The organism is Streptomyces sp. NPDC127197, assembly GCF_042672405.1.
In the GTDB taxonomy this organism is placed as follows: Bacteria; Actinomycetota; Actinomycetes; order Streptomycetales; family Streptomycetaceae; genus Streptomyces; species Streptomyces flavusporus.
This window is the reverse complement of record NZ_JBHXVG010000035.1, coordinates 58863-76047: the sequence shown is the minus strand read 5'-3', so window position 1 is coordinate 76047 and position 17185 is coordinate 58863. Positions and strand designations below refer to the sequence as shown.

Genomic DNA, 17185 nt, shown 5'->3' with positions numbered 1-17185 from the left:
GCCTTCGGTATCCAGGGCGAGGCCGTGATGGTGGCTCTTGCCGCTGTCGATCCCCGCCCATATCCGGCTCATCGTGCTCCTGACGTACTTGTTCCTACTGTGCGTGCCACGGACGACCTCGCCGGCATTGCTCTACGCAGCGACTTGTTCGCACTTCCTAATCGGCGGCCGAGTCGTCGTGGGGTGCCGGGCGGCGAAGCGAGGCAAGCCACGAGACGGCAGCCGCCTGATAGCCACACCCAGCACCCCTGGGCGACCCAACCCTACGAATGGCTCGATCAACCCGATCAAGACGGTAGAGCCGCCTGAACCCCGGATCGAAGGCGCGTTGTCGGCTCGGCAAACGCGGGCGGCCACCGGTGATACGCCGGTGGCCGCCCGGATTACCGTGTGGTACGTCGGTGCCGATGAGTGCTGTGCGGTCGGTCGATCGTGTCGGCCGAGAGTCTTCTTGCGGGAACCGAGGTTCAGAAAGCCCGTCTGGCCGGTGACGTCGTACAGGCCATCGTTGCCGGGCACGCCGACCGTGTAGATCCGCTTGGCCTCGGCGGCCGGGCCGTTCAGCTTGTCGCGCTCGTCGACCGCGAGCCTGCGGTGGTCGTGCACCACACCGCCGAGTCCAACGACTACACCTGCGCGGAGGCCCCCGCCGTCGTACGGGGCACCTACACCTGCGCCACACCGGACACGCCCTGTCCACCCGCTCGGGCGCCACTTTCAAGGACACGATGGTCCCGCGCCGGCCAGTCCTCCGAGAAGGCCGCGATGATCTACCAGCCCTCCGACGACGAGCGACAGCAGGAAGTTGCTGCCAGTCTCGACGCGACCGTCCGCAAGGCACGCCAGGAAGCTGCGGCCGTGCCAGAAGACGAGACAGCCGAACCGGACGATCAGAGTTCTGGCACGAATCCGGCACGCGGCGAGTGATCACAGCGGACAGCAGAAAGGCCCGGGTCGATGACCCGGGCCTTTGTCATGGAGCGGCTGACGAGAATCGAACTCGCGCTCTCAGCTTGGGAAGCGACGGCGCGTGGGCGGCGGAGTCTTTGATCTGCGCTTATGTGACTCAGCGGCGGCCCCGTGAGAGCGGGTTCGCACCGCTGGTGACCGCTGTTGTCCGCTCTTGAGGACACTCTGTGGGCATGGCGCCGTGATGGGATGAGCCGACCGAGGCCGGGTGGGCGCCCAACGATCAAGAGCCACAGCTGCCGTGTCTGTCTGCCCGGCGGTCCGGGAGGTAGCTTGGTGGACAAGGCCCCTGAAGGAGGGCGATTCGATGCCGTGGTTCGTATGGCTGCTCGCCGCCGCGGCACTGGGTGTCGCGGAGTTCTTCACCCTGACACTGGTCTTCGGGTTGCTGGCGGGCGCTGCGTTGGTTGCCGCCGTGGTCGCCGGTGTGGGCATCGGCCTTCTCGGCCAGCTCCTGGCCCTGGGGGCAGCAGCGGCGGCGGGCCTCGTCATCGTCCGTCCGATCGCGCTGCGGCACATGGCACAGCAACCCCTCACACGCGAGGGCAGTGATGCGCTGATCGGCAAGCGGGCCGAGGTCATGCAGGAGGTCACCGCGACCCGCGGCCTGATCAAACTGTCCGGCGAGGAGTGGTCCGCCCGCGCCCTCGACGAGAGCCTTGTGATCCCGGTGGGAGCGCTGGTGGATGTCATGGAGATCGAAGGCGCCACGGCCATCGTCTACCCCCGCGACCTCCTTCCATGAACGGCTGAACACACAGCAACGGAGGCACTGTGGATCCAGTTGTCATCCTCACTCTTGTGGCGGCCATCGTTGTCGTCTTCCTCGTGGCCTCCACTGTGCGGATCGTCCCGCAGGCGCGCCGCTACAACATCGAGCGGTTCGGCCGATACCGCCGGACGCTGCAACCCGGCCTGAACCTGGTCCTGCCGGTGGCGGACCGCATCAACACCAAACTCGACGTGCGCGAGCAGGTCTATTCGTCCGACCCCAGGCCGGTGATCACCGAGGACAACCTCGTGGTGAACATCGACACCGTGCTCTACTACCAGATCACCGACCCGCGGGCGGCGGCCTACGAGGTCGCTGACTACCTCCAGGCGATCGATCAGCTCACCGTGACCACGCTGCGCAACGTCATCGGCAGCATGGACCTGGAGGAGACGCTCACCTCGCGAGAGGAGATCAACTCCCGGCTCCGCGCCGTCCTGGACGACGCCACCGGCAAGTGGGGCATCCGGGTCAACCGCGTCGAGATCAAGGCCATCGATCCACCGCACACCATCAAGGAAGCGATGGAGAAGCAGATGCGGGCCGAGCGTGACAAGCGCGCGGCCATCCTGCACGCCGAAGGGGAGCGGCAAGCCAAGATCCTTACCGCGGAAGGCACGAAGCAGAAGGACATCCTGGAGGCCCAGGGCACGCAACAAGCCATGATCCTGCGGGCGGACGGTGAGGCGAAGGCGGTGGAGCTCGTCTTCCAGGCCGTCCATCGCAACAATGCCGACCCGAAGATCCTGGCCTACAAGTACCTCGAGACGCTCCCGCACCTGGCGAGCAGCGACAACAACACGTTCTGGGTGATCCCGGGGGAGCTGACCGAGGCAGTTCGGACCGTCACCCGTGCGTTCGGTGACCAGTCGACGGCGGGTCCCCCCAGAACTGCGCGACCTGAGGAAGCAGCCACCGCCGGCGCCGACGACACGTCGGCCGAAGGCCGGACTCCGGAGCTCGATGCGGGCTGGACGGTTTCCCTCGACGCCGCAACGGCTGCTGACGAGGCCGAGAAGCAGGCCGCCGCCGCGGTGAGCGACGCCAAGGCGGAGGCCGAGGCTGCGAAGTCGCCCCAGACGCCGCGCCGGGGGCGGACGTCCGGCGGTTGAGCCCGCCCTCGGCTGTCGCCAGGGACCGCCGTGAGGCTTCCAGAACGGCCACCGTGATCATGAATGTTTGCGAAGACGATCAGGGACCAGGTGGCCGTGGAGGCAGCGGTGGCCGAGCAGGCATGACGGCGACGCTGGGGGCGGTGATGGGCGAGATTGCAGGCTGCTTCCCGCGCCGTGAGTCCCGGCTGTCGGCGCGTGAGATGGCCGAGGGACTGCTGATGGAGCTGGACACGCGTAACTGTTGGACGCGTGCCGAGGCCCTCGGCCACGGTGGCCCGCACTGCCTGCATCACATTGCCGGTCGTGGACGAGATCGGGCACGCATCACGACACAGCGAGGTTGCCGGAGGTGGTGGGAGAGCGGACATACGTCGTGCGGGTCGCGCTCGTCACTCCTCGAAGGCCGCGACCGCGTCGAAGCCTACTTCGTGCAGGGTCCGCCGCACGATGCGGCGGGCGCCGCGGACGTGAAGTTCTGTGGGCGCCGGCGACGTGGTGGCAGCCCGGAGTAGTGCGTAGGCGCAGGGCAGGGCCAGCCGTGCGAGGTCCCTCATCTCCAGTTCCCAGACGCGGGCCTGGCGCAGTCGCGGGTCGGTGAGTTGTTCTTCCAGCGTGCCGACCATGTGTGTCTTCAGCACGCCGCTGAAGACGAGGGTGGCACGCTGTCCGTTGGTCGTCATGGTCACGTGAAGGGGGTCCGGCGCAGGGGCGGGGTTCGACTCGGTTGTCACGGTGACCTCCTCGTCGGGCATGCAGGGTACGGGCGGAAGCTTCGGCCGCTGAATGCAGGGCGTGAGGTTGTGCTGGCGCTCATCCGGCTCCGTTCCCGCGCAGCTGGCGGCGCTGGGTGAGGCGGATGATGTCCCGTGCGGTGATGATGCCCATGAGGTGCCGGCCGTCCAGGACGAGGATGCGCGCACCATCGCGCGGGGTGAGCTTCTTGAGTGCGTCCTCCAGAAGGTCATCCGGTGCACAGGTGGCGCACTGCGACAGGGGGGTTGCCACGTCGCGCAGCCGCAGGGTCTCCCGCTGTGCTGGGGGAATCTTCGCGAGTTGCGGCAGATGAAGCAGGCCGCTGGGGTGTCCCTCGAAGTCGAGCAACGGCAGCGTCGAGTGGTGAGTGTTCATCGCCGGTCCGTCGATGAAACGCTGCACGGTGGTCCAGTCGGGGGCAGTCTCCACGGGGCTGGACATGGCGTCAGCGGCGCGTATCCCGCCCAGGGTCGCGGCCAGAGATGCCTGCTGCCGCTCGGCATTGGCGACGATCATGACGAAGAAGCCGATGAGAGCCAGCCACGCTCCGCCCCAGGAGCCGCCCAGGAACATGATCCATCCGAGGACCATCAGCAGGATGCCGAGGATCTGACCGCTGCGGCCGGCTGCCCGTTCGGCCCGCGCCCGGTCTCCGGTGCGCCACCACACCACGGCCTGTACCACCCGTCCGCCGTCGAGCGGTGCCGCGGGCAGGAGGTTGAAGACCCCCACCAGGAGGTTGGCCCATCCGAGCCACGCCATGACGGCCGCCGGTACCTCCCAGCCGAGTCCTGCACCAAGTCCCGCCCCGGCGCCGAGCGCAACACCCCCGACCATCAGGCTGGCGAGCGGCCCGCTCACGGCCACGAGAAAGGCAGCGCCCGGTGCGGGCGGCTTGCCCATCTCGGTTATGCCTCCGAGGGCCCAGAGGGTGACGGTGTGGACGGGGATGCCCTTGCGCCGGGCCGTGAGGGCATGTGCGGACTCGTGCGCCAGCAGACTCAGTAGGAGCAACAGTGCGCCGATGAGCCCGGCGACGGTATAGGCGGTCGTAGACCGTCCCGGGAGCCAGGCGGGCAGCGTCCCGCCAGCCAGGCTGTAGCCGAAGAGGAACACCAGCAGGGGTACCGTCCAGTGGATGCGTAGGGGCGCCCCGGCCACTCGTCCGATCCGTAGCGAGCTGTTCATCTCTGTCTCCTGCTGACCCAAAGCTATTGCCGTCCGGATGAAGCCGGTGTGCCTGGCGGGTTCTGGGCGACCGGCCGGCTTACGGGAGTGGCTTCGCGAGCGCGGTGGGTCATCCGTCGGCGTCGGACGGATTGTCAGGGCCGCCGCTTCGGTGCGATCGGTCGTTCGGGGGGTTCGGGGTGGGGTTGCGCTGCTGTTCCATCGTGTTGTCTGCCTGGTAGATGTCGGGGATGCCGTCGGCGTCCATGTCGGCGGTCTCCGCCTCGTACAGCCGCCGGTATTGGTTGTTCCGCAGCCGCAGTAGGACGCAGGCCGCGAGCGCAGCGGTCAGTGATCCGAGCAGGACGGCGGCCTTGATGTGCTCCTGGTCCGCCGGGTTCGGATAGGCCAGTTCGCCGATGAGCAGCGAGACGGTGAAGCCGATTCCGGCCAGCACGGCCAGGGCGAACACATCTGCCAGCGCGAGGTCCGGGCCGAGCCGGGCACGGGTGAAGCGGATGGCCAGGTACGTGCCGCCGAAGACACCCAGCACCTTCCCCACCGCCAGCCCCAGTGCCACGCCCAGTGGCTCCGGGCTCGTGACCACGGCTCCCAGCGTGTCGCCGGACACGCTCACCCCGGCTGCGAACAGGGCGAAGAACGGAACGGCCACTCCTGCGGAGATCGGCCGGACCAGGTGGGCGATGTGCTCGGCCGGCCGATGGCCCGCCTCTCCGTCTTTGGCCACGCGCAGCAGCAGCCCCATGGCGACTCCGGCCACGGTGGCGTGGACGCCACTGCCGTAGGTCAGACCCCAGATCACCAAGGCCAGCGGGATGTACCAGTACCAGCCATGCACGCGCCTCTGGTCGTGCAGGTGGAAGAACAGGCCGAGCCCGAGTACCGCGCCGATGAGGGCGGGCACGTGGATCGTGGAGGTGTAGAGGAGTGCGATGACGATGACGGCGCCCAAGTCGTCGACGATCGCCAGGGTCAGCAGGAAGGCGCGCAGCGCGGAGGGCAGATGGGTGTCGATCACCGCGAGCACGCCCAGAGCGAAGGCGATGTCGGTGGCCATGGGCACGGCCCACCCGTTCCAGGTCCCTCCCATGGACGTCGCGACGATGCCGTAGACGAGCGCGGGGACTGCCATGCCGCTGAACGCCGCGACCACCGGCACGGTCGCCGTCTTGGGGTCACGTAGCTCTCCGACCACCAGCTCACGCTTCAGTTCGGCGCCGGCGACGAAGAAGAAGATCGCGAGCAGTCCGTCCGCCGTCCAGTGGGCGACGGAGAGGTCCAGGCCCAGGGCCTCAATACCGAAGTGGAAGTCCCGTATCTCCTCGTAGGACTTCCTCAGCGGTGTGTTCGCCCACACCAGTGCCACCGCTGCGGCGGCGAGCAGCACGATGCCGCCGACGGTCTCCGTGCGCAGAGCGTCCGCCACGAAGGTGCGCTCCGGCAGAGGGAGACGGCCGAGGAAGGTGTGGGTGCTGCTGTTGCGGCGGGGCATGCAGTCGGTGCCTTTCGGTCGGAGATCTTCGAGGCCTCAGGTCTGCAGGCGCGCGGCCTGGAGGAGACGTTCCAGCAGGCGCACGGCCGTGATCACGCCGACGGATCGACCCGGACCGTCGGCGGGCCGTTCGACCACGGCGATGAGGGGGCTTCGGGTGCGGGCCATCAACTCGGCGATCTCGATGGCCGTCCAGTCGGGATCGGCGGTCGGCAGGAACGGCCGTCCCACGGGAAGGCAGTCGGCGACCGTACGTCCCTCCAGAGCGCGGCAGAGGTGATCGGCGTGCGCTTCGTCGATGACATGGGCCAGGCCGCGGTCTTCCTGGACATAGCCGGGAACCAGTGTCCGGACCACGTCGCAGGCGGGCAGGGCCGCGTACAGCTGCCCCTCGGAATCCGTCACCAGCAGGCCGGGCAGTCTCTGCTCCACGATCAGGCGTACGGCCTCGATCGCATCGGCGTCCTTGGTGACTGAAACGTATGGGTCTGCGAGATCACATGCGCGCACGGATACCCCCTGGATATGCCGTAGGTGGGTCGGTGGGCAGAAGTCCGGTGCCGCGGTCCGGGAAGCGTCGCCGTGGCGGTGTCCTTGGCGGAGAGCGGCGCTCGCTCTGCGTGGACACGCCCATACCGGGGCCCCGTGGCGGTCCCGGGTTCTGGTCGCCCTGGTGCGGATCGTGGTTGAGCACCGCAGTGAGGAAGAGACCCAGCAGCGCGATGATGATGAACACCGTGGGTGCGGTCAGCCTCCAGTTGCGCTGTTTCTCTTCTTCCTCATGGCCGTCGGGGGACTCTGCTTCTGGTTCGTCGGGGAACTGCTGGTTGAGCGCGTCCATGATCGAGGCCAGGGCGGGATCGTCCTGGGCAAGGCGTTGTTCGAGCTGCGCAAGGATGCGTCCGTCGTCCATTTCGGGATTCATGTCAGCCACCTCGAGCCGTGAGCGAGTGTTCGCGCCGAAGCGCGCAGGCTGGATTCGAGTGGGTTACGTCTTCTCCGTACTGACCTGGGGGTTGGGGCTGCCGGAGCATGTCGACGAGGCGGAAGATCTCCATCGGCAGCGGGAAGATGAGGGTGGAGTTCCGTTCGGCGGAGATCTCGGCCATGGTCGACAGGATCCGCAGGTGGAGGGCCGCGGGGTGGCCTTCGAGGCGGTCCGCCGCGTCCGCCAGGGTCTCGGCGGCCTCGTACTCGCCCTTGGCGTGGATGACCTTGGCGCGCCGGTCGCGTTCGGCCTCGGCCTGGCGGGCCATGGCGCGCCGCATGGCTTCGGGCAGTTCTACGTCCTTGACCTCGACGAGGGTGACCTTGACGCCCCAGGGGTTGGTGACGTCGTCGATGATGCGCTGAAGGCGCTGGTTGATCTCGTCGCGGTTGACCAACAGTTCGTCGAGGTCGACCTGTCCGAGGATGCTGCGCAGCGTGGTCTGTGCGATCTGCGAGGTCCCCTTGATGTGGTCCTCGATGGCCACGACGGAGCGGTTGGGGTCGACGACGTTGAAGTACGTAACCGCGTTGACCCGTACGGTGACGTTGTCCTTGGTGATGATGTCCTGCGGCGGGATGTCCATCGTGATGGTCCGCAGGGAGACGCGGATCATGCGGTCGACGACGGGGATGATGAAGAAGAGCCCCGGTCCTTTGGCGCCGATGATCCGTCCGAGGCGGAAGATCACCCCGCGCTCGTACTCCGGCACAATCTTCACCGAGGCCATCAGCAGCATGAGCAGGACGGCCGCGCCGATAATGATGCCGATCAGTCCGGTGTCCATGTTCCGTCCTCCTGTTCGGGGCTCGGGCCGCCCGGGGTGTCGGCCCTCTCGACGATCAGATCCAGGCCGTCGATGTCCACGACGCGGACGTGCTGCCCTGCGGTGACGGGTGCCGTACGGCCGCGGACGGTCCACCAGGCGCCTTCGAGCCAGACCTGACCGGTGCCACCGTCCGCTCGCACTACGACGGCCTGCTGGCCCAGCAGGCCGTCGGCACCGGTGGTCGCCTGGGCCTGCCGGGCCCGCCACGCCAGTCGCCCGGCGAGCAGCGAGCCGCCGCCCACCACTACGGCGGTCGGCCACAGAACGGCCGGATCCACGCCCAGCTCGCCACGGAAGAGCAGGATCCCGGCGAACACCAGGGCCACCGTCCCGCCCGCGGCGAAGACACCGACCCCGGGCGTGAGCACCTCTGCGGCGAACAGGCCGGCGGCCAGGACCAGCAGGAGCAGGCCACCGACGTGGAAGGGCAGCACACTCAGCGCGACGAACCCGAGCACGAGCAGGACCAGCCCGATGGCACCGGCGAATCCGATCCCCGGGTTCGCCAGCTCGTAGATCAGGGCCAGGGTCCCGATCGAGAGGAAGAGGAACGCCAGCTCCGGGCTGGCCAGCAGCTGCCGGACCTCACCGAAGAAGCCGAGATCGTGCTCCACTGTCCTGGCATCCGCCGTATGCAGAACGACCTCGTGCTCGCCCCCCTCAGGACCCACGACGACCCGGCGGCCGTCCAACTCGGTGAGCAGGGCCGTACGCGACGGTGCCACGAGATCCACCACGTCTGTGCGCACCGCCTCTCGGTCGGAGACGGCCTCACCCTCGCGCACCATGTCCCGGGCGAAGTCGGTGCTCCGGCCGCGCTGCTCGGCGATCGACACGGCGAACGCGACGGCGTCGTTGACCACCTTGTCGCTCGCCTCCTCGCCCTCACCGGTGACGGGCGTGCCCGCCCCGATGTGGGTGCCGGGGGCCATCGCGGCGACATGCGCGGACATCGCGATGTAGGCGCCCGCCGACGCCGCACGGGCACCGGACGGAGTGACGTACACGACGACCGGGATGTCGGACGCGAGGAAGTCCTGCACGATCTCCCGGGTCGACTGCAGCAGCCCGCCGGGCGTGTCCATCTCGATCATGTAGGCCGCGTGCCGTTCACGCTCGGCGATGCGTACCCCCTCCTGGAGGTGATCGGCGACGACAGGGGTGATGGTGCCGTCCACCTTCGTGATGAGCACGGGTGGTGTCCCGGCCGCACTGACGGCGGGGACGGCGAGCAGGCAGGCGAGAGCGACCAGCAGGAGCTGGGCTGACCTGCGGAGCGGAGCTAGGGGGCGGACTCGGGGCACGGCGCGTACCCCCTCGTTCCCTGTCGTGGGTCTCAGCTGGGCGTTTTACTCACGGATTACCCTGGCCGCCTCGCCGGACGCCTGCCGGAGGCGACCAGACAAAGCCGTCTTGCCTGGCTGTTTTTTGCCGCCCTCCGGCAAAATGGCCGCATGCCGAGAGGACAGAACGGGCCGAATGTACCTGTGGGTGCCGTCGCTCCTGCGGTGCCGTTCACAGCGACTCCCGCCGACAGCGAGTCTCCGAGGGCGGAAGCTCTGGTTCGCTGTTTGAGACAGCTTGCCGACGTGTCCGCCGGCAAAGGGCAGTTGGGCGCGGGCGAACTCCAGGGCCTGCGGGAGGTGGCTGCCGCCGCGGCCGGCCGTGGCACAGCCCTCACGGCTCTGATCACCGAATATCTCGACTCCGCCTGCCGCGTGTGGTCGGACCTGCCCGGTGCGTGCCGGGCCGAGGGCGTGGACGCCTTGGCGGCTGTGGCGACCGCCCACCTGCGGGCGGTCGCCGATGCGACGGTGGCACTGACCGAGGGCTACGAAACGGCCTACCGGGCAGCCATCCGCGGGGAGGAGGCGACGCGGCGGGAGTTCGTCGACGACCTTCTGGAAGGCCGCACCAACCTAGGCTGGCTTGCCGAGCGGGCTGAACGATTCGGCCTCCGACTGCTCGGTCCGCACACGGTCGCCGTCGCGCGCGCTGCGAACCCGTTCGGCGCGGGCGATCCCGCCAGCCGCTATGTCGAGGAGGCGTTGACCACCCGGTTCAGCGTCCGCGATGTCCTGACCACCACCAAGGACGGCCTCCTGGTGTGTGTGTCCTCCGGAGAGGGACCGGGCGCCTCCGAAGCCTTCGCCGCCGCCGTGGGCAACGCGGTCGGAGAGCAGCACCGGGTGGCCATCAGCCGACCCAGGCGCGGCCCTGGTGGCATCGTCCGCTCCCACCAGGAAGCACGCAGCACCCTCGACCTCGCCACCCAGCTCGGCTTGCCCGCCCGGGTCGTACACGCCTCCGACGTGCTGGTCTTCCAAGTCCTCGGCAGAGACCGCGCAGCCATCACCGACCTGGTGGCTACCGTCCTCGGCGGGCTGGAGCAAGCGCGCGGCGGTCCCCAGCCGCTGCTGGACACCCTCACCGCCTACTTCGCCAGCGGCTGCCTGAACACCGCCACCGCACGCCGCCTTGGCATGAGCGTACGCACGATCGCCTACCGGCTCGGCCGCATCCGGCAGTTCACCGGCCATGACCCCACCGACCCCGACCAGCGGTACATCCTGCAGACCGCCGCACTCGGCGCACGCCTCCTGGACTGGCCGTCGCAACCCCTTCAGCCCGCCGACTGATCCCATCCGGCTGTACTGGGTGCCTGCTCTGCCAAGGGCTCAGCCATGTCGAGCTCATTTCCACCGCCGTTGTCCTCGCCCGTGCGCAGCGCGGCGCCCGCGTCCGGATCTCTTGACCCACGCCTGGTTCCGGTAGGACACCATCGGCCTGTGACCTGCGGGATGGCTGTCAGCGGCTGCTGGCGAACTCTCGGCCGAGCCAGCCATGCAGGCGGGCACAGGGATCGTTCAGGCTGGCGATCTCGGCGGTTTTGCAGTGCTGGGCGCGCTTGGTCTCGAGGGCGTCCGGGGCGGCGGCCGAGGAGGCGTCCCAGACGTGGGTGGCGGACAGGTCGATGACGACCTCTCGGGGGCTGGAGGCCAGAGTGGCTCCTCATTCCTTCCTGTCGTTCCGGCCGGGCGGATCACTGTGAGGACGCGGCGCAGGTCTGCGAGGGCCGGTGCGCCGTCGGTCATGCCGTCGGCGTGGCGGTAGAGCCGACAGGACAGGCTCGGGTGCAGGCCCTCCTGGGCGAACGGGTCGATGCCGTCGAGCAGGATGGTGGGCGAGCCGGTCATCCCCGCCGGGCGGCCTCTTCGGCGTCGCGCACCTCGATCCAGTCCAACATCAGGGTCCGGCCCGCGACGGCGTCCGCGATCCGCTCGCGCACGAGCGAGGCGTTCGGGCAGCCGGGCACGATCATGACCGTGATCCGTCCCGTCGTCTCGGGCTGCTTCATGGTGAGCCCCTTCCTGTTCTTCGTTCTCCGTCTGTGTCCCGGACGGTAGACCTTCCAGCTTGCTGGAAGGTCAAGGGCTAGCCCGGAGACATGCGCATCGGCGAGTTGGCCATCGCGAGCGGGCTGAGCGCCAAGACGATCCGCTTCTACGAGGAGATCGGGCTGGTGCCGGAGCCGCCCCGCACGCCTGGCGGCTACCGCGACTACCCGGAGCAGACCCGGCGGCGACTGGCCTTCATCCGCGAAGCTCAGAGCGCCGGCCTCACCCTCGCCGAGATCCGCTCCGTCCTCGCCCTCCGCGATGCCGGGGCCTCGCCGTGCGAGCACGTCACGGCCCTCATCGACCAGCATCTGGCCGACATCGACCGGCGTATCCGCGAGCTGCGCGCCACCCGGCAGGCCCTGCGTGGCCTCGCCGAGCGGGCCGCGCGGACGGACCCGGCCAAGTGCACCGACACCGACACCTGCCGCATCCTCACCCACGCGAACGGTGAGCGCCGTCACGGAACCGCCGTAGGTGCCGCGCATAGCGTCACGTCGTAACACCCGGGGAATCCTTCCGGTGCATGTGGAGGAGCGAGATCATGTTGCGGGCCGTATGGAACGGAGCGGTGATCGCGGAAGCCCCGCGCACCGTGATCGTCGAGGGCAACCACTACTTCCCGTCCGAGGCGCTGCACCGCCAGTACTTCCGCGAGAGCCGGTCGAGGTCCCTGTGCCCCTGGAAGGGGCTCGCCCGGTATTACGACGTCACCGTGGGCGGGCGGACCAACCCGAAGGCCGCCTGGTACTACCCGCATCCGAGCCCCCTGGCGCGCCGGATCAAGAACCATGTCGCGTTCTGGCAGGGCGTCACGGTCGAGGGCGAACCGGAGCCCTCCCGGTGACCGGCCGTCGTCTCGCGCATCTCACGGCCTGGGCGGCTGCGGCAGGGGCAGTCGCCGTCGGTGGCTGGGCGGGGCTGGTCTCGGGCGCCCTGCCCGCCGACCTCGGTGTGGGGCGGCGCATCCGGAAGCTCGGGCTTCAACCATTGGACATCGCCGCGCCCCGGGAGGTCATCTTCGACGTGATCGGCCAGCCGTACCTGGGGCGGACCACGCGGGCCATGGGGGAGAAGGTCCGTGTTCTGGAGCGGGGCGGCGACATGGTGCTTGCCGCCCACCACACGCCGCTCGGCGGCCGCTGGAAGGCCGTCACGGTGGAGACGGTGCGGTTCACCCGGCCCGAGCGGGTGGATTTCCGGCTGGTGCGCGGCCCGGTGCCGTACGTCGTCGAGTCCTTCACCCTCACCGAACGGGACGGGGCCACTCGGCTGCTGTACGAGGGAGAGTTGGGCACAGACCTCTGGCGTGCTGGGCAGTGGTGGGGCGAGAAGGTCGCCAAGCGGTGGGAGGCGACCGTCGCCGACTCGCTCGCCTCGGTCAAGGAGGAGGCCGAGCGGAGAGCGCGGGGCTGAGGGGGTGTGCCGTCAGGGCGCCGCCCGGCCACCGATCGCGGTGAGGGCTGCCGTCACCGTCTCCTCCAGCTCGCGGACGTCCGCTCCGGCACGGGAGCGCACGTTGACGCCGTAGGCGAGCAGGGCCAGGAGCTCGGCCGTGGCGCCGAGGTCGGCCTCGGGTCGAAGTTGGCCGTTGTCCTGCGCGATCGTCAGCGCCGCGTACATCGCGTCCCGTAGGTGCCGGTGGTGCCCGTCGAGGAGGGCACGGACCTTCGGGTCGCCGTTCTCCGCACCGGCGTGCGCGTTGGAGACCATGCAGCCCCACCGCGCGTACTCCCCTGAGCAGCGCACGTCGATGAGCGCGGTGAAGAACTCGGCGATGGCGGGCAGGCCCCGTTCGTCCTGCGCGAGGCGGCAGAACGCCGGCTGCGAACGGCTCTCGATGTAGCGGCGCAGCGCGGTGCGGTAGAGATCCTGCTTGCTGCCGAAGGTGGCGTAGAGGCTGGAGCGGTTGAGTCCGGTCGTCGTCACGATGTCCTGGATGCCGGTCGAGGCCATTCCTTGCCGCCAGAACAGCCGCACCACCGTCTCCAGTGCAGTGTCCGGGTCGAAGTGCTTGATGTCCGGCACTGCCCTCACCTCCTGGCACTCCCGCGATCCTGAAATGGAAGTTCCAAGATACCGCCCCCTCCACTATCTTGAAACGGTCATTCCAATTTGGAGGTTCGGCTCTGTCCCGACCCTGTCCCAGCCCCAGGAGGACCCTTCCATGACCCTCAACGCCGAGCTGCGCGCCTTCTACGAGTCCCGCCAGCAGCAGATCCCCGCCGAGATACGGGAGATCATGAACCGCGCCGCCCAGGACCTCGCCGACTCCGGCCGGGCCACCCGCGCCCTGACCGTCGGCGACCGGGCCCCGCACTTCAGCCTGCCGTCGGCGACCGGCCAGACGGTGGTCCGGGAGGACCTGCTCGTTACCGGCCCGGTCGTCCTGACCTTCTACCGCGGCGCCTGGTGCCCGTACTGCAACATCGCACTGCGCTCCCTTCAGCGTCACCACGACGACATCACCGCACGCGGCGTCCGACTCGTCGCCGTCTCCCCGCAGATCCCCGACGAGTCCCTCTCCCTGACCGAGAAGCACGACCTCGCCTTCGACGTCCTCAGTGACCTCGGCTCCGACACCGCCGAGCAATACGGCCTCGCCTTCGACCTCCCCGACGACCTTGCCGCCGTATACGACAAGCTCGGCTTCGAGCTTCAGCGCGTCAACGGGGGTCACCCGCGTACGCTCCCTCTGCCCGCGACGTACGTCATCGACCGCGACGGCATCATCCGCTGGGCCTTCGTCGACACCGACTACACCCGCCGCGCCGAACCAACCGACATCCTCGCCGCGCTCGACGCCCTGGCCTGAGTCAGCTGTGTGCCGTCGGTGAGCGCGCTTACAGATCCCCGCCTCACCTGGGGCATAGCGTGCAGCGCATGGTGCTGCGGAGCGTGCTGGGTGCGCTTTTCGTCGCGATGGCGGTCGGACAGCTCGTGTCCTTCCGTCAGATGCCCGGGATTTTGGATGCCTATGGGCTCGTCTCTGGGCCGGGGGCGCCTGCGCTTGCCGCAGCACTCATCGCGGGCGAGCTGGTGTGCGGGGTGTGGTTCCTTGCCCGCCCGCGGTCGAAGGCGATCGCCCCCGTGTGGGTCTACACGGCCGTGTCGGGGGCATGGGCACTGCTGGCCGTACAGGCCTACGCCCGCGGCCTCACGGTGACCAACTGCGGCTGCTTCGGCAGATATCTCGCCCAGCGACTGAGCTGGTTCGTCCTCGTGCAGGACGCACTGCTGCTGTGCTACGCGGTCCTGCTGTTCCGCGGGGCACGCAAGGCATCCGGCCCCACCGCGAAGAGAGGATCGAGATGACCCAGGCATCCGCGCCCCGGCGCAAGGTGGACCGCGACGAGGTGTTCGTGGAGTTCACCAAGTCGATCTGCCCGTTGTGCAAGACTCCGGTCGACGCGCAGGTCAACATCCGGGACGGCAAGGTCTATCTGCGTAAACGCTGCCGCGACCATGGGCAGTTCGAGGCGTTGGTGTACGGCGATGCCGAGGAATACCTGTCCGCCGCGCGCTTCAACAAGCCGGGCACCATTCCTCTCACCTTCCAGACCGAGGTGAGGGACGGCTGCCCGAGCGACTGCGGGCTCTGCCCGGAGCACAAGCAGCACGCCTGCCTGGGCATCATCGAGGTCAACACCGGCTGCAACCTGGACTGCCCGATCTGCTTCGCCGACTCCGGCCACCAACCCGACGGCTACTCCATCACCCACGAGCAGTGCGCAACCATGCTCGACGCCTTCGTGGAATCCGAGGGTGATGCGGAGGTGGTGATGTTGTCCGGCGGCGAGCCCACCGTCCACAAGCACATCCTCGACTTCATCGACCTCGCCCAGGCCCGCCCGATCAAGAACGTCACCCTCAACACCAACGGCATCCGCCTCGCCTCCGACCGGACCTTCGTTGCCGAGCTCGGCAAGCGCAACCAGGTGCCGGGCCGGTCGGTGAACATCTACCTCCAGTTCGACGGCTTCGACGAACGCACCCACCTGGAGATCCGGGGGCGGGACCTGCGGATGTTCAAGCAGCGGGCGCTGGACAACTGCGCGGAGGCGGGGCTGACCGTCACTCTCGTCGCGGCGGTCGAGCGGGGCCTGAACGAGCACGAACTCGGGGCGATCATCGAGTACGGCATCGACCATCCCGCCGTACGGTCCGTGGCGTTCCAGCCCGTCACGCACTCCGGCCGACACGTGGAGTTCGACCCGCTTCAGCGGCTCACCAACCCCGACGTCATCCGGCTGATCAACGAACAGCGGCCGGGCTGGTTCCAGAAGGGCGACTTCTTCCCCGTGCCGTGCTGCTTCCCGACCTGCCGGTCCATCACCTACCTGCTGGTGGACGGGGAACCGGGCAACCGCACGGTGGTGCCGATCCCGCGGCTGCTGAACGTGGAGGACTACCTCGACTACGTCACCAACCGCGTCATGCCCGACGTCGGCATCCGCGAGGCCCTGGAGAAACTGTGGTCGGCCTCGGCGTTCATGGGGACGGAGACGACCGAGGAGAAGCTGCGGGCCACCGCCGAGGCCCTGGACTGCGCGGACGCCTGCGGCATCGACCTCCCGGAAGCGGTGCGGGACCTGAACGACAAGGCGTTCATGATCGTGGTGCAGGACTTCCAGGACCCCTACACCCTCAACGTCAAGCAGCTGATGAAGTGCTGCGTCGAGGAGATTACCCCCGACGGGCGGCTCATCCCGTTCTGCGCGTACAACTCCGTCGGCTACCGCGAACAGGTCCGCGCGCAGATGTCCGGCGTCCCCGTCGCCGACGTCGTGCCCAACGCGCTGCCGCTCGCCGATCGGCTCACCTCCACGCCGTACGGCTCGAAGACCGCGCGCAATGACGCAGCAGAGGAGCGCCGGCCGTGAACCACGACGAGATCAAGACCTGCTGCGCCGACGCCTACGCGAAGGACGCTGTCGCCCTGCTGCTCGGCGACTCCTACCACCCCGGCGGCCTCACCCTGACCCGCCACCTCGCCGACCACCTGCAGCTGCCCGGCGACGCCCGCGTCCTGGACGTGGCCTCCGGCCGCGGCACCACCGCCCTCCTCCTCGCCGACGTCTACGGCGCACGCGTGGACGGCGTCGACTACGCGCCCGCCAACACCGCCCTCGCCCAGGGAGCCGCGCAGGCAGCCGGGATGGCCGAGCGGGCAGTGTTCGTCACCGGCGACGCCGAGCACCTGCCGTACGAGGGCGGAGTGTTCGACGCGGTGGTGTGCGAGTGCGCGCTGTGTACCTTTCCGGACAAGGCGCGGGCCGCCACCGAGTTCGCCCGCGTCCTTAGACCGGGCGGGCGCGTGGGCATCACCGACGTCACCGCCGACCCCGACCGACTTTCACCCGAACTGAGCGGACTGGGTGCCCGTATCGCCTGCGTGGCCGACGCCCGCCCGCTGCCCGAGTACGCCGACATCCTGGCCGCGGCCGGTCTGCACACCCGTCACACCGAGCGGCACGACGCAGCAATGCTGCGCATGATCGACCAGATCGAGGCGCGTCTGAACCTACTGCGCCTCACGGCCCCGGCCCGCCTCACCGAAGCCGGTGTGAACCTGGCCGCGGCCACCGACATCCTGGCCGCGGCCCGCACGGCCGTCGCCGACGGCCTTCTCGGCTACGCCCTGCTGATCGCGGTGAAGTCACCATGACCATCCAGCGGTC

At 68.9% G+C, this 17185-nt stretch carries 20 protein-coding genes and 2 pseudogenes; 12 read left to right on the top strand and 10 right to left on the bottom strand.

The genetic code is table 11. The features are described from left to right. Positions 1-132 precede the first annotated feature (132 nt). On the bottom strand, positions 133-609 hold the full coding sequence (locus tag ACFVJQ_RS36270) for a hypothetical protein (RefSeq protein WP_385789936.1): 477 nt from the start codon (positions 607-609) through the stop codon (positions 133-135). Here ACFVJQ_RS36270 and ACFVJQ_RS36265 point away from each other — a divergent pair. The 4 genes and pseudogenes from ACFVJQ_RS36265 to ACFVJQ_RS36250 form a co-directional block, all read left to right on the top strand. Beyond that, positions 592-669 (top strand): annotated as a pseudogene (locus ACFVJQ_RS36265) (N-acetylmuramoyl-L-alanine amidase); the annotation flags it as partial. The gene ACFVJQ_RS36270 and the pseudogene ACFVJQ_RS36265 overlap by 18 nt on opposite strands. A gap of 2 nt (positions 670-671) precedes the next feature. Continuing rightward, a pseudogene (locus tag ACFVJQ_RS36260) lies at positions 672-927 on the top strand (site-specific integrase); the annotation flags it as partial. Positions 928-1276: 349 nt separating this feature from the next. Further along, the gene (locus ACFVJQ_RS36255) at positions 1277-1714 is read left to right on the top strand and encodes an NfeD family protein (protein WP_385515898.1); all 438 of its coding nucleotides are present in this window, start codon (positions 1277-1279) and stop codon (positions 1712-1714) included. A gap of 29 nt (positions 1715-1743) precedes the next feature. Next, complete coding sequence (locus tag ACFVJQ_RS36250) at positions 1744-2853, top strand: SPFH domain-containing protein (RefSeq protein ID WP_385789930.1); 1110 nt, start codon at positions 1744-1746, stop codon at positions 2851-2853. Positions 2854-3245: 392 nt separating this feature from the next. Here the strand turns inward: ACFVJQ_RS36250 and ACFVJQ_RS36245 are convergent, their stop codons facing one another. The 7 genes from ACFVJQ_RS36245 to ACFVJQ_RS36215 all read right to left on the bottom strand — a co-directional run bounded on the left by ACFVJQ_RS36245 (position 3246) and on the right by ACFVJQ_RS36215 (position 9410). Beyond that, complete coding sequence (locus tag ACFVJQ_RS36245) at positions 3246-3587, bottom strand: hypothetical protein (RefSeq protein ID WP_385789928.1); 342 nt, start codon at positions 3585-3587, stop codon at positions 3246-3248. 79 nt (positions 3588-3666) lie between these two features. Continuing rightward, complete coding sequence (locus ACFVJQ_RS36240) at positions 3667-4797, bottom strand: site-2 protease family protein (RefSeq protein ID WP_385515901.1); 1131 nt, start codon at positions 4795-4797, stop codon at positions 3667-3669. Between the two features lie 109 nt (positions 4798-4906). Then, entirely contained in the window at positions 4907-6289 is a 1383-nt protein-coding gene (gene nhaA, locus ACFVJQ_RS36235; protein WP_385789926.1) for a Na+/H+ antiporter NhaA, read from the bottom strand. Positions 6290-6325: 36 nt separating this feature from the next. After that, positions 6326-6799 carry a CBS domain-containing protein gene (locus ACFVJQ_RS36230; protein ID WP_385789924.1) on the bottom strand — a complete coding sequence of 158 codons (474 nt, stop codon included), beginning with the start codon at positions 6797-6799 and terminating at the stop codon, positions 6326-6328. Beyond that, positions 6786-7214: a DUF3040 domain-containing protein gene (locus tag ACFVJQ_RS36225; protein WP_385789922.1), complete on the bottom strand. Its 429-nt coding sequence runs from the start codon at positions 7212-7214 to the stop codon at positions 6786-6788. The genes ACFVJQ_RS36230 and ACFVJQ_RS36225 overlap by 14 nt, the downstream gene beginning before the upstream one ends. Position 7215: 1 nt before the next feature. Beyond that, positions 7216-8064 (bottom strand): slipin family protein, encoded by an 849-nt coding sequence (locus tag ACFVJQ_RS36220; RefSeq protein WP_385789920.1) that lies wholly within the window; start codon positions 8062-8064, stop codon positions 7216-7218. Continuing rightward, on the bottom strand, positions 8049-9410 hold the full coding sequence (locus ACFVJQ_RS36215; RefSeq protein WP_385789918.1) for a nodulation protein NfeD: 1362 nt from the start codon (positions 9408-9410) through the stop codon (positions 8049-8051). The genes ACFVJQ_RS36220 and ACFVJQ_RS36215 overlap by 16 nt, the downstream gene beginning before the upstream one ends. 285 nt (positions 9411-9695) lie before the next feature. Between ACFVJQ_RS36215 and ACFVJQ_RS36210 the strand changes: the two genes are divergently transcribed. After that, a complete protein-coding gene (locus tag ACFVJQ_RS36210) occupies positions 9696-10745 on the top strand; it encodes a PucR family transcriptional regulator (RefSeq protein ID WP_385789916.1) in 1050 nt (349 codons plus the stop codon). A 554-nt stretch (positions 10746-11299) separates the two neighbouring features. Here ACFVJQ_RS36210 and ACFVJQ_RS36205 read toward each other — a convergent pair. Further along, positions 11300-11464, bottom strand: coding sequence for a hypothetical protein (locus ACFVJQ_RS36205; protein ID WP_385515908.1), 165 nt, complete (start codon positions 11462-11464; stop codon positions 11300-11302). A gap of 90 nt (positions 11465-11554) precedes the next feature. Between ACFVJQ_RS36205 and ACFVJQ_RS36200 the strand changes: the two genes are divergently transcribed. Genes ACFVJQ_RS36200 through ACFVJQ_RS36190 form a run of 3 tightly spaced genes read left to right on the top strand, consistent with a single transcriptional unit; the run spans position 11555 to position 12920 of the window. Further along, positions 11555-12007 carry a heavy metal-responsive transcriptional regulator gene (locus ACFVJQ_RS36200; protein WP_385515909.1) on the top strand — a complete coding sequence of 151 codons (453 nt, stop codon included), beginning with the start codon at positions 11555-11557 and terminating at the stop codon, positions 12005-12007. Positions 12008-12048: 41 nt separating this feature from the next. Next, positions 12049-12351, top strand: a complete 303-nt coding sequence (locus ACFVJQ_RS36195; protein ID WP_385789913.1) for a DUF427 domain-containing protein — start codon at positions 12049-12051, stop codon at positions 12349-12351. Further along, entirely contained in the window at positions 12348-12920 is a 573-nt protein-coding gene (locus ACFVJQ_RS36190) for an SRPBCC family protein (protein WP_385789911.1), read from the top strand. Before ACFVJQ_RS36195 ends, ACFVJQ_RS36190 begins: the two co-directional genes overlap by 4 nt. Positions 12921-12932: 12 nt before the next feature. On the opposite strand, the gene ACFVJQ_RS36185 is transcribed toward ACFVJQ_RS36190, so the two are convergent. Next, a complete protein-coding gene (locus ACFVJQ_RS36185; protein ID WP_385515912.1) occupies positions 12933-13532 on the bottom strand; it encodes a TetR/AcrR family transcriptional regulator in 600 nt (199 codons plus the stop codon). A gap of 139 nt (positions 13533-13671) precedes the next feature. Between ACFVJQ_RS36185 and ACFVJQ_RS36180 the strand changes: the two genes are divergently transcribed. The 4 genes from ACFVJQ_RS36180 to ACFVJQ_RS36165 all read left to right on the top strand — a co-directional run bounded on the left by ACFVJQ_RS36180 (position 13672) and on the right by ACFVJQ_RS36165 (position 17172). After that, positions 13672-14319, top strand: a complete 648-nt coding sequence (locus ACFVJQ_RS36180; protein ID WP_385789909.1) for a peroxiredoxin-like family protein — start codon at positions 13672-13674, stop codon at positions 14317-14319. Between the two features lie 68 nt (positions 14320-14387). Next, positions 14388-14819 (top strand): MauE/DoxX family redox-associated membrane protein, encoded by a 432-nt coding sequence (locus ACFVJQ_RS36175; RefSeq protein WP_385515914.1) that lies wholly within the window; start codon positions 14388-14390, stop codon positions 14817-14819. Next, positions 14816-16387: a radical SAM protein gene (locus tag ACFVJQ_RS36170; protein ID WP_385789907.1), complete on the top strand. Its 1572-nt coding sequence runs from the start codon at positions 14816-14818 to the stop codon at positions 16385-16387. The genes ACFVJQ_RS36175 and ACFVJQ_RS36170 overlap by 4 nt, the downstream gene beginning before the upstream one ends. Then, positions 16384-17172: a methyltransferase domain-containing protein gene (locus ACFVJQ_RS36165; protein WP_385515916.1), complete on the top strand. Its 789-nt coding sequence runs from the start codon at positions 16384-16386 to the stop codon at positions 17170-17172. The genes ACFVJQ_RS36170 and ACFVJQ_RS36165 overlap by 4 nt, the downstream gene beginning before the upstream one ends. Positions 17173-17185: the final 13 nt, after the last annotated feature.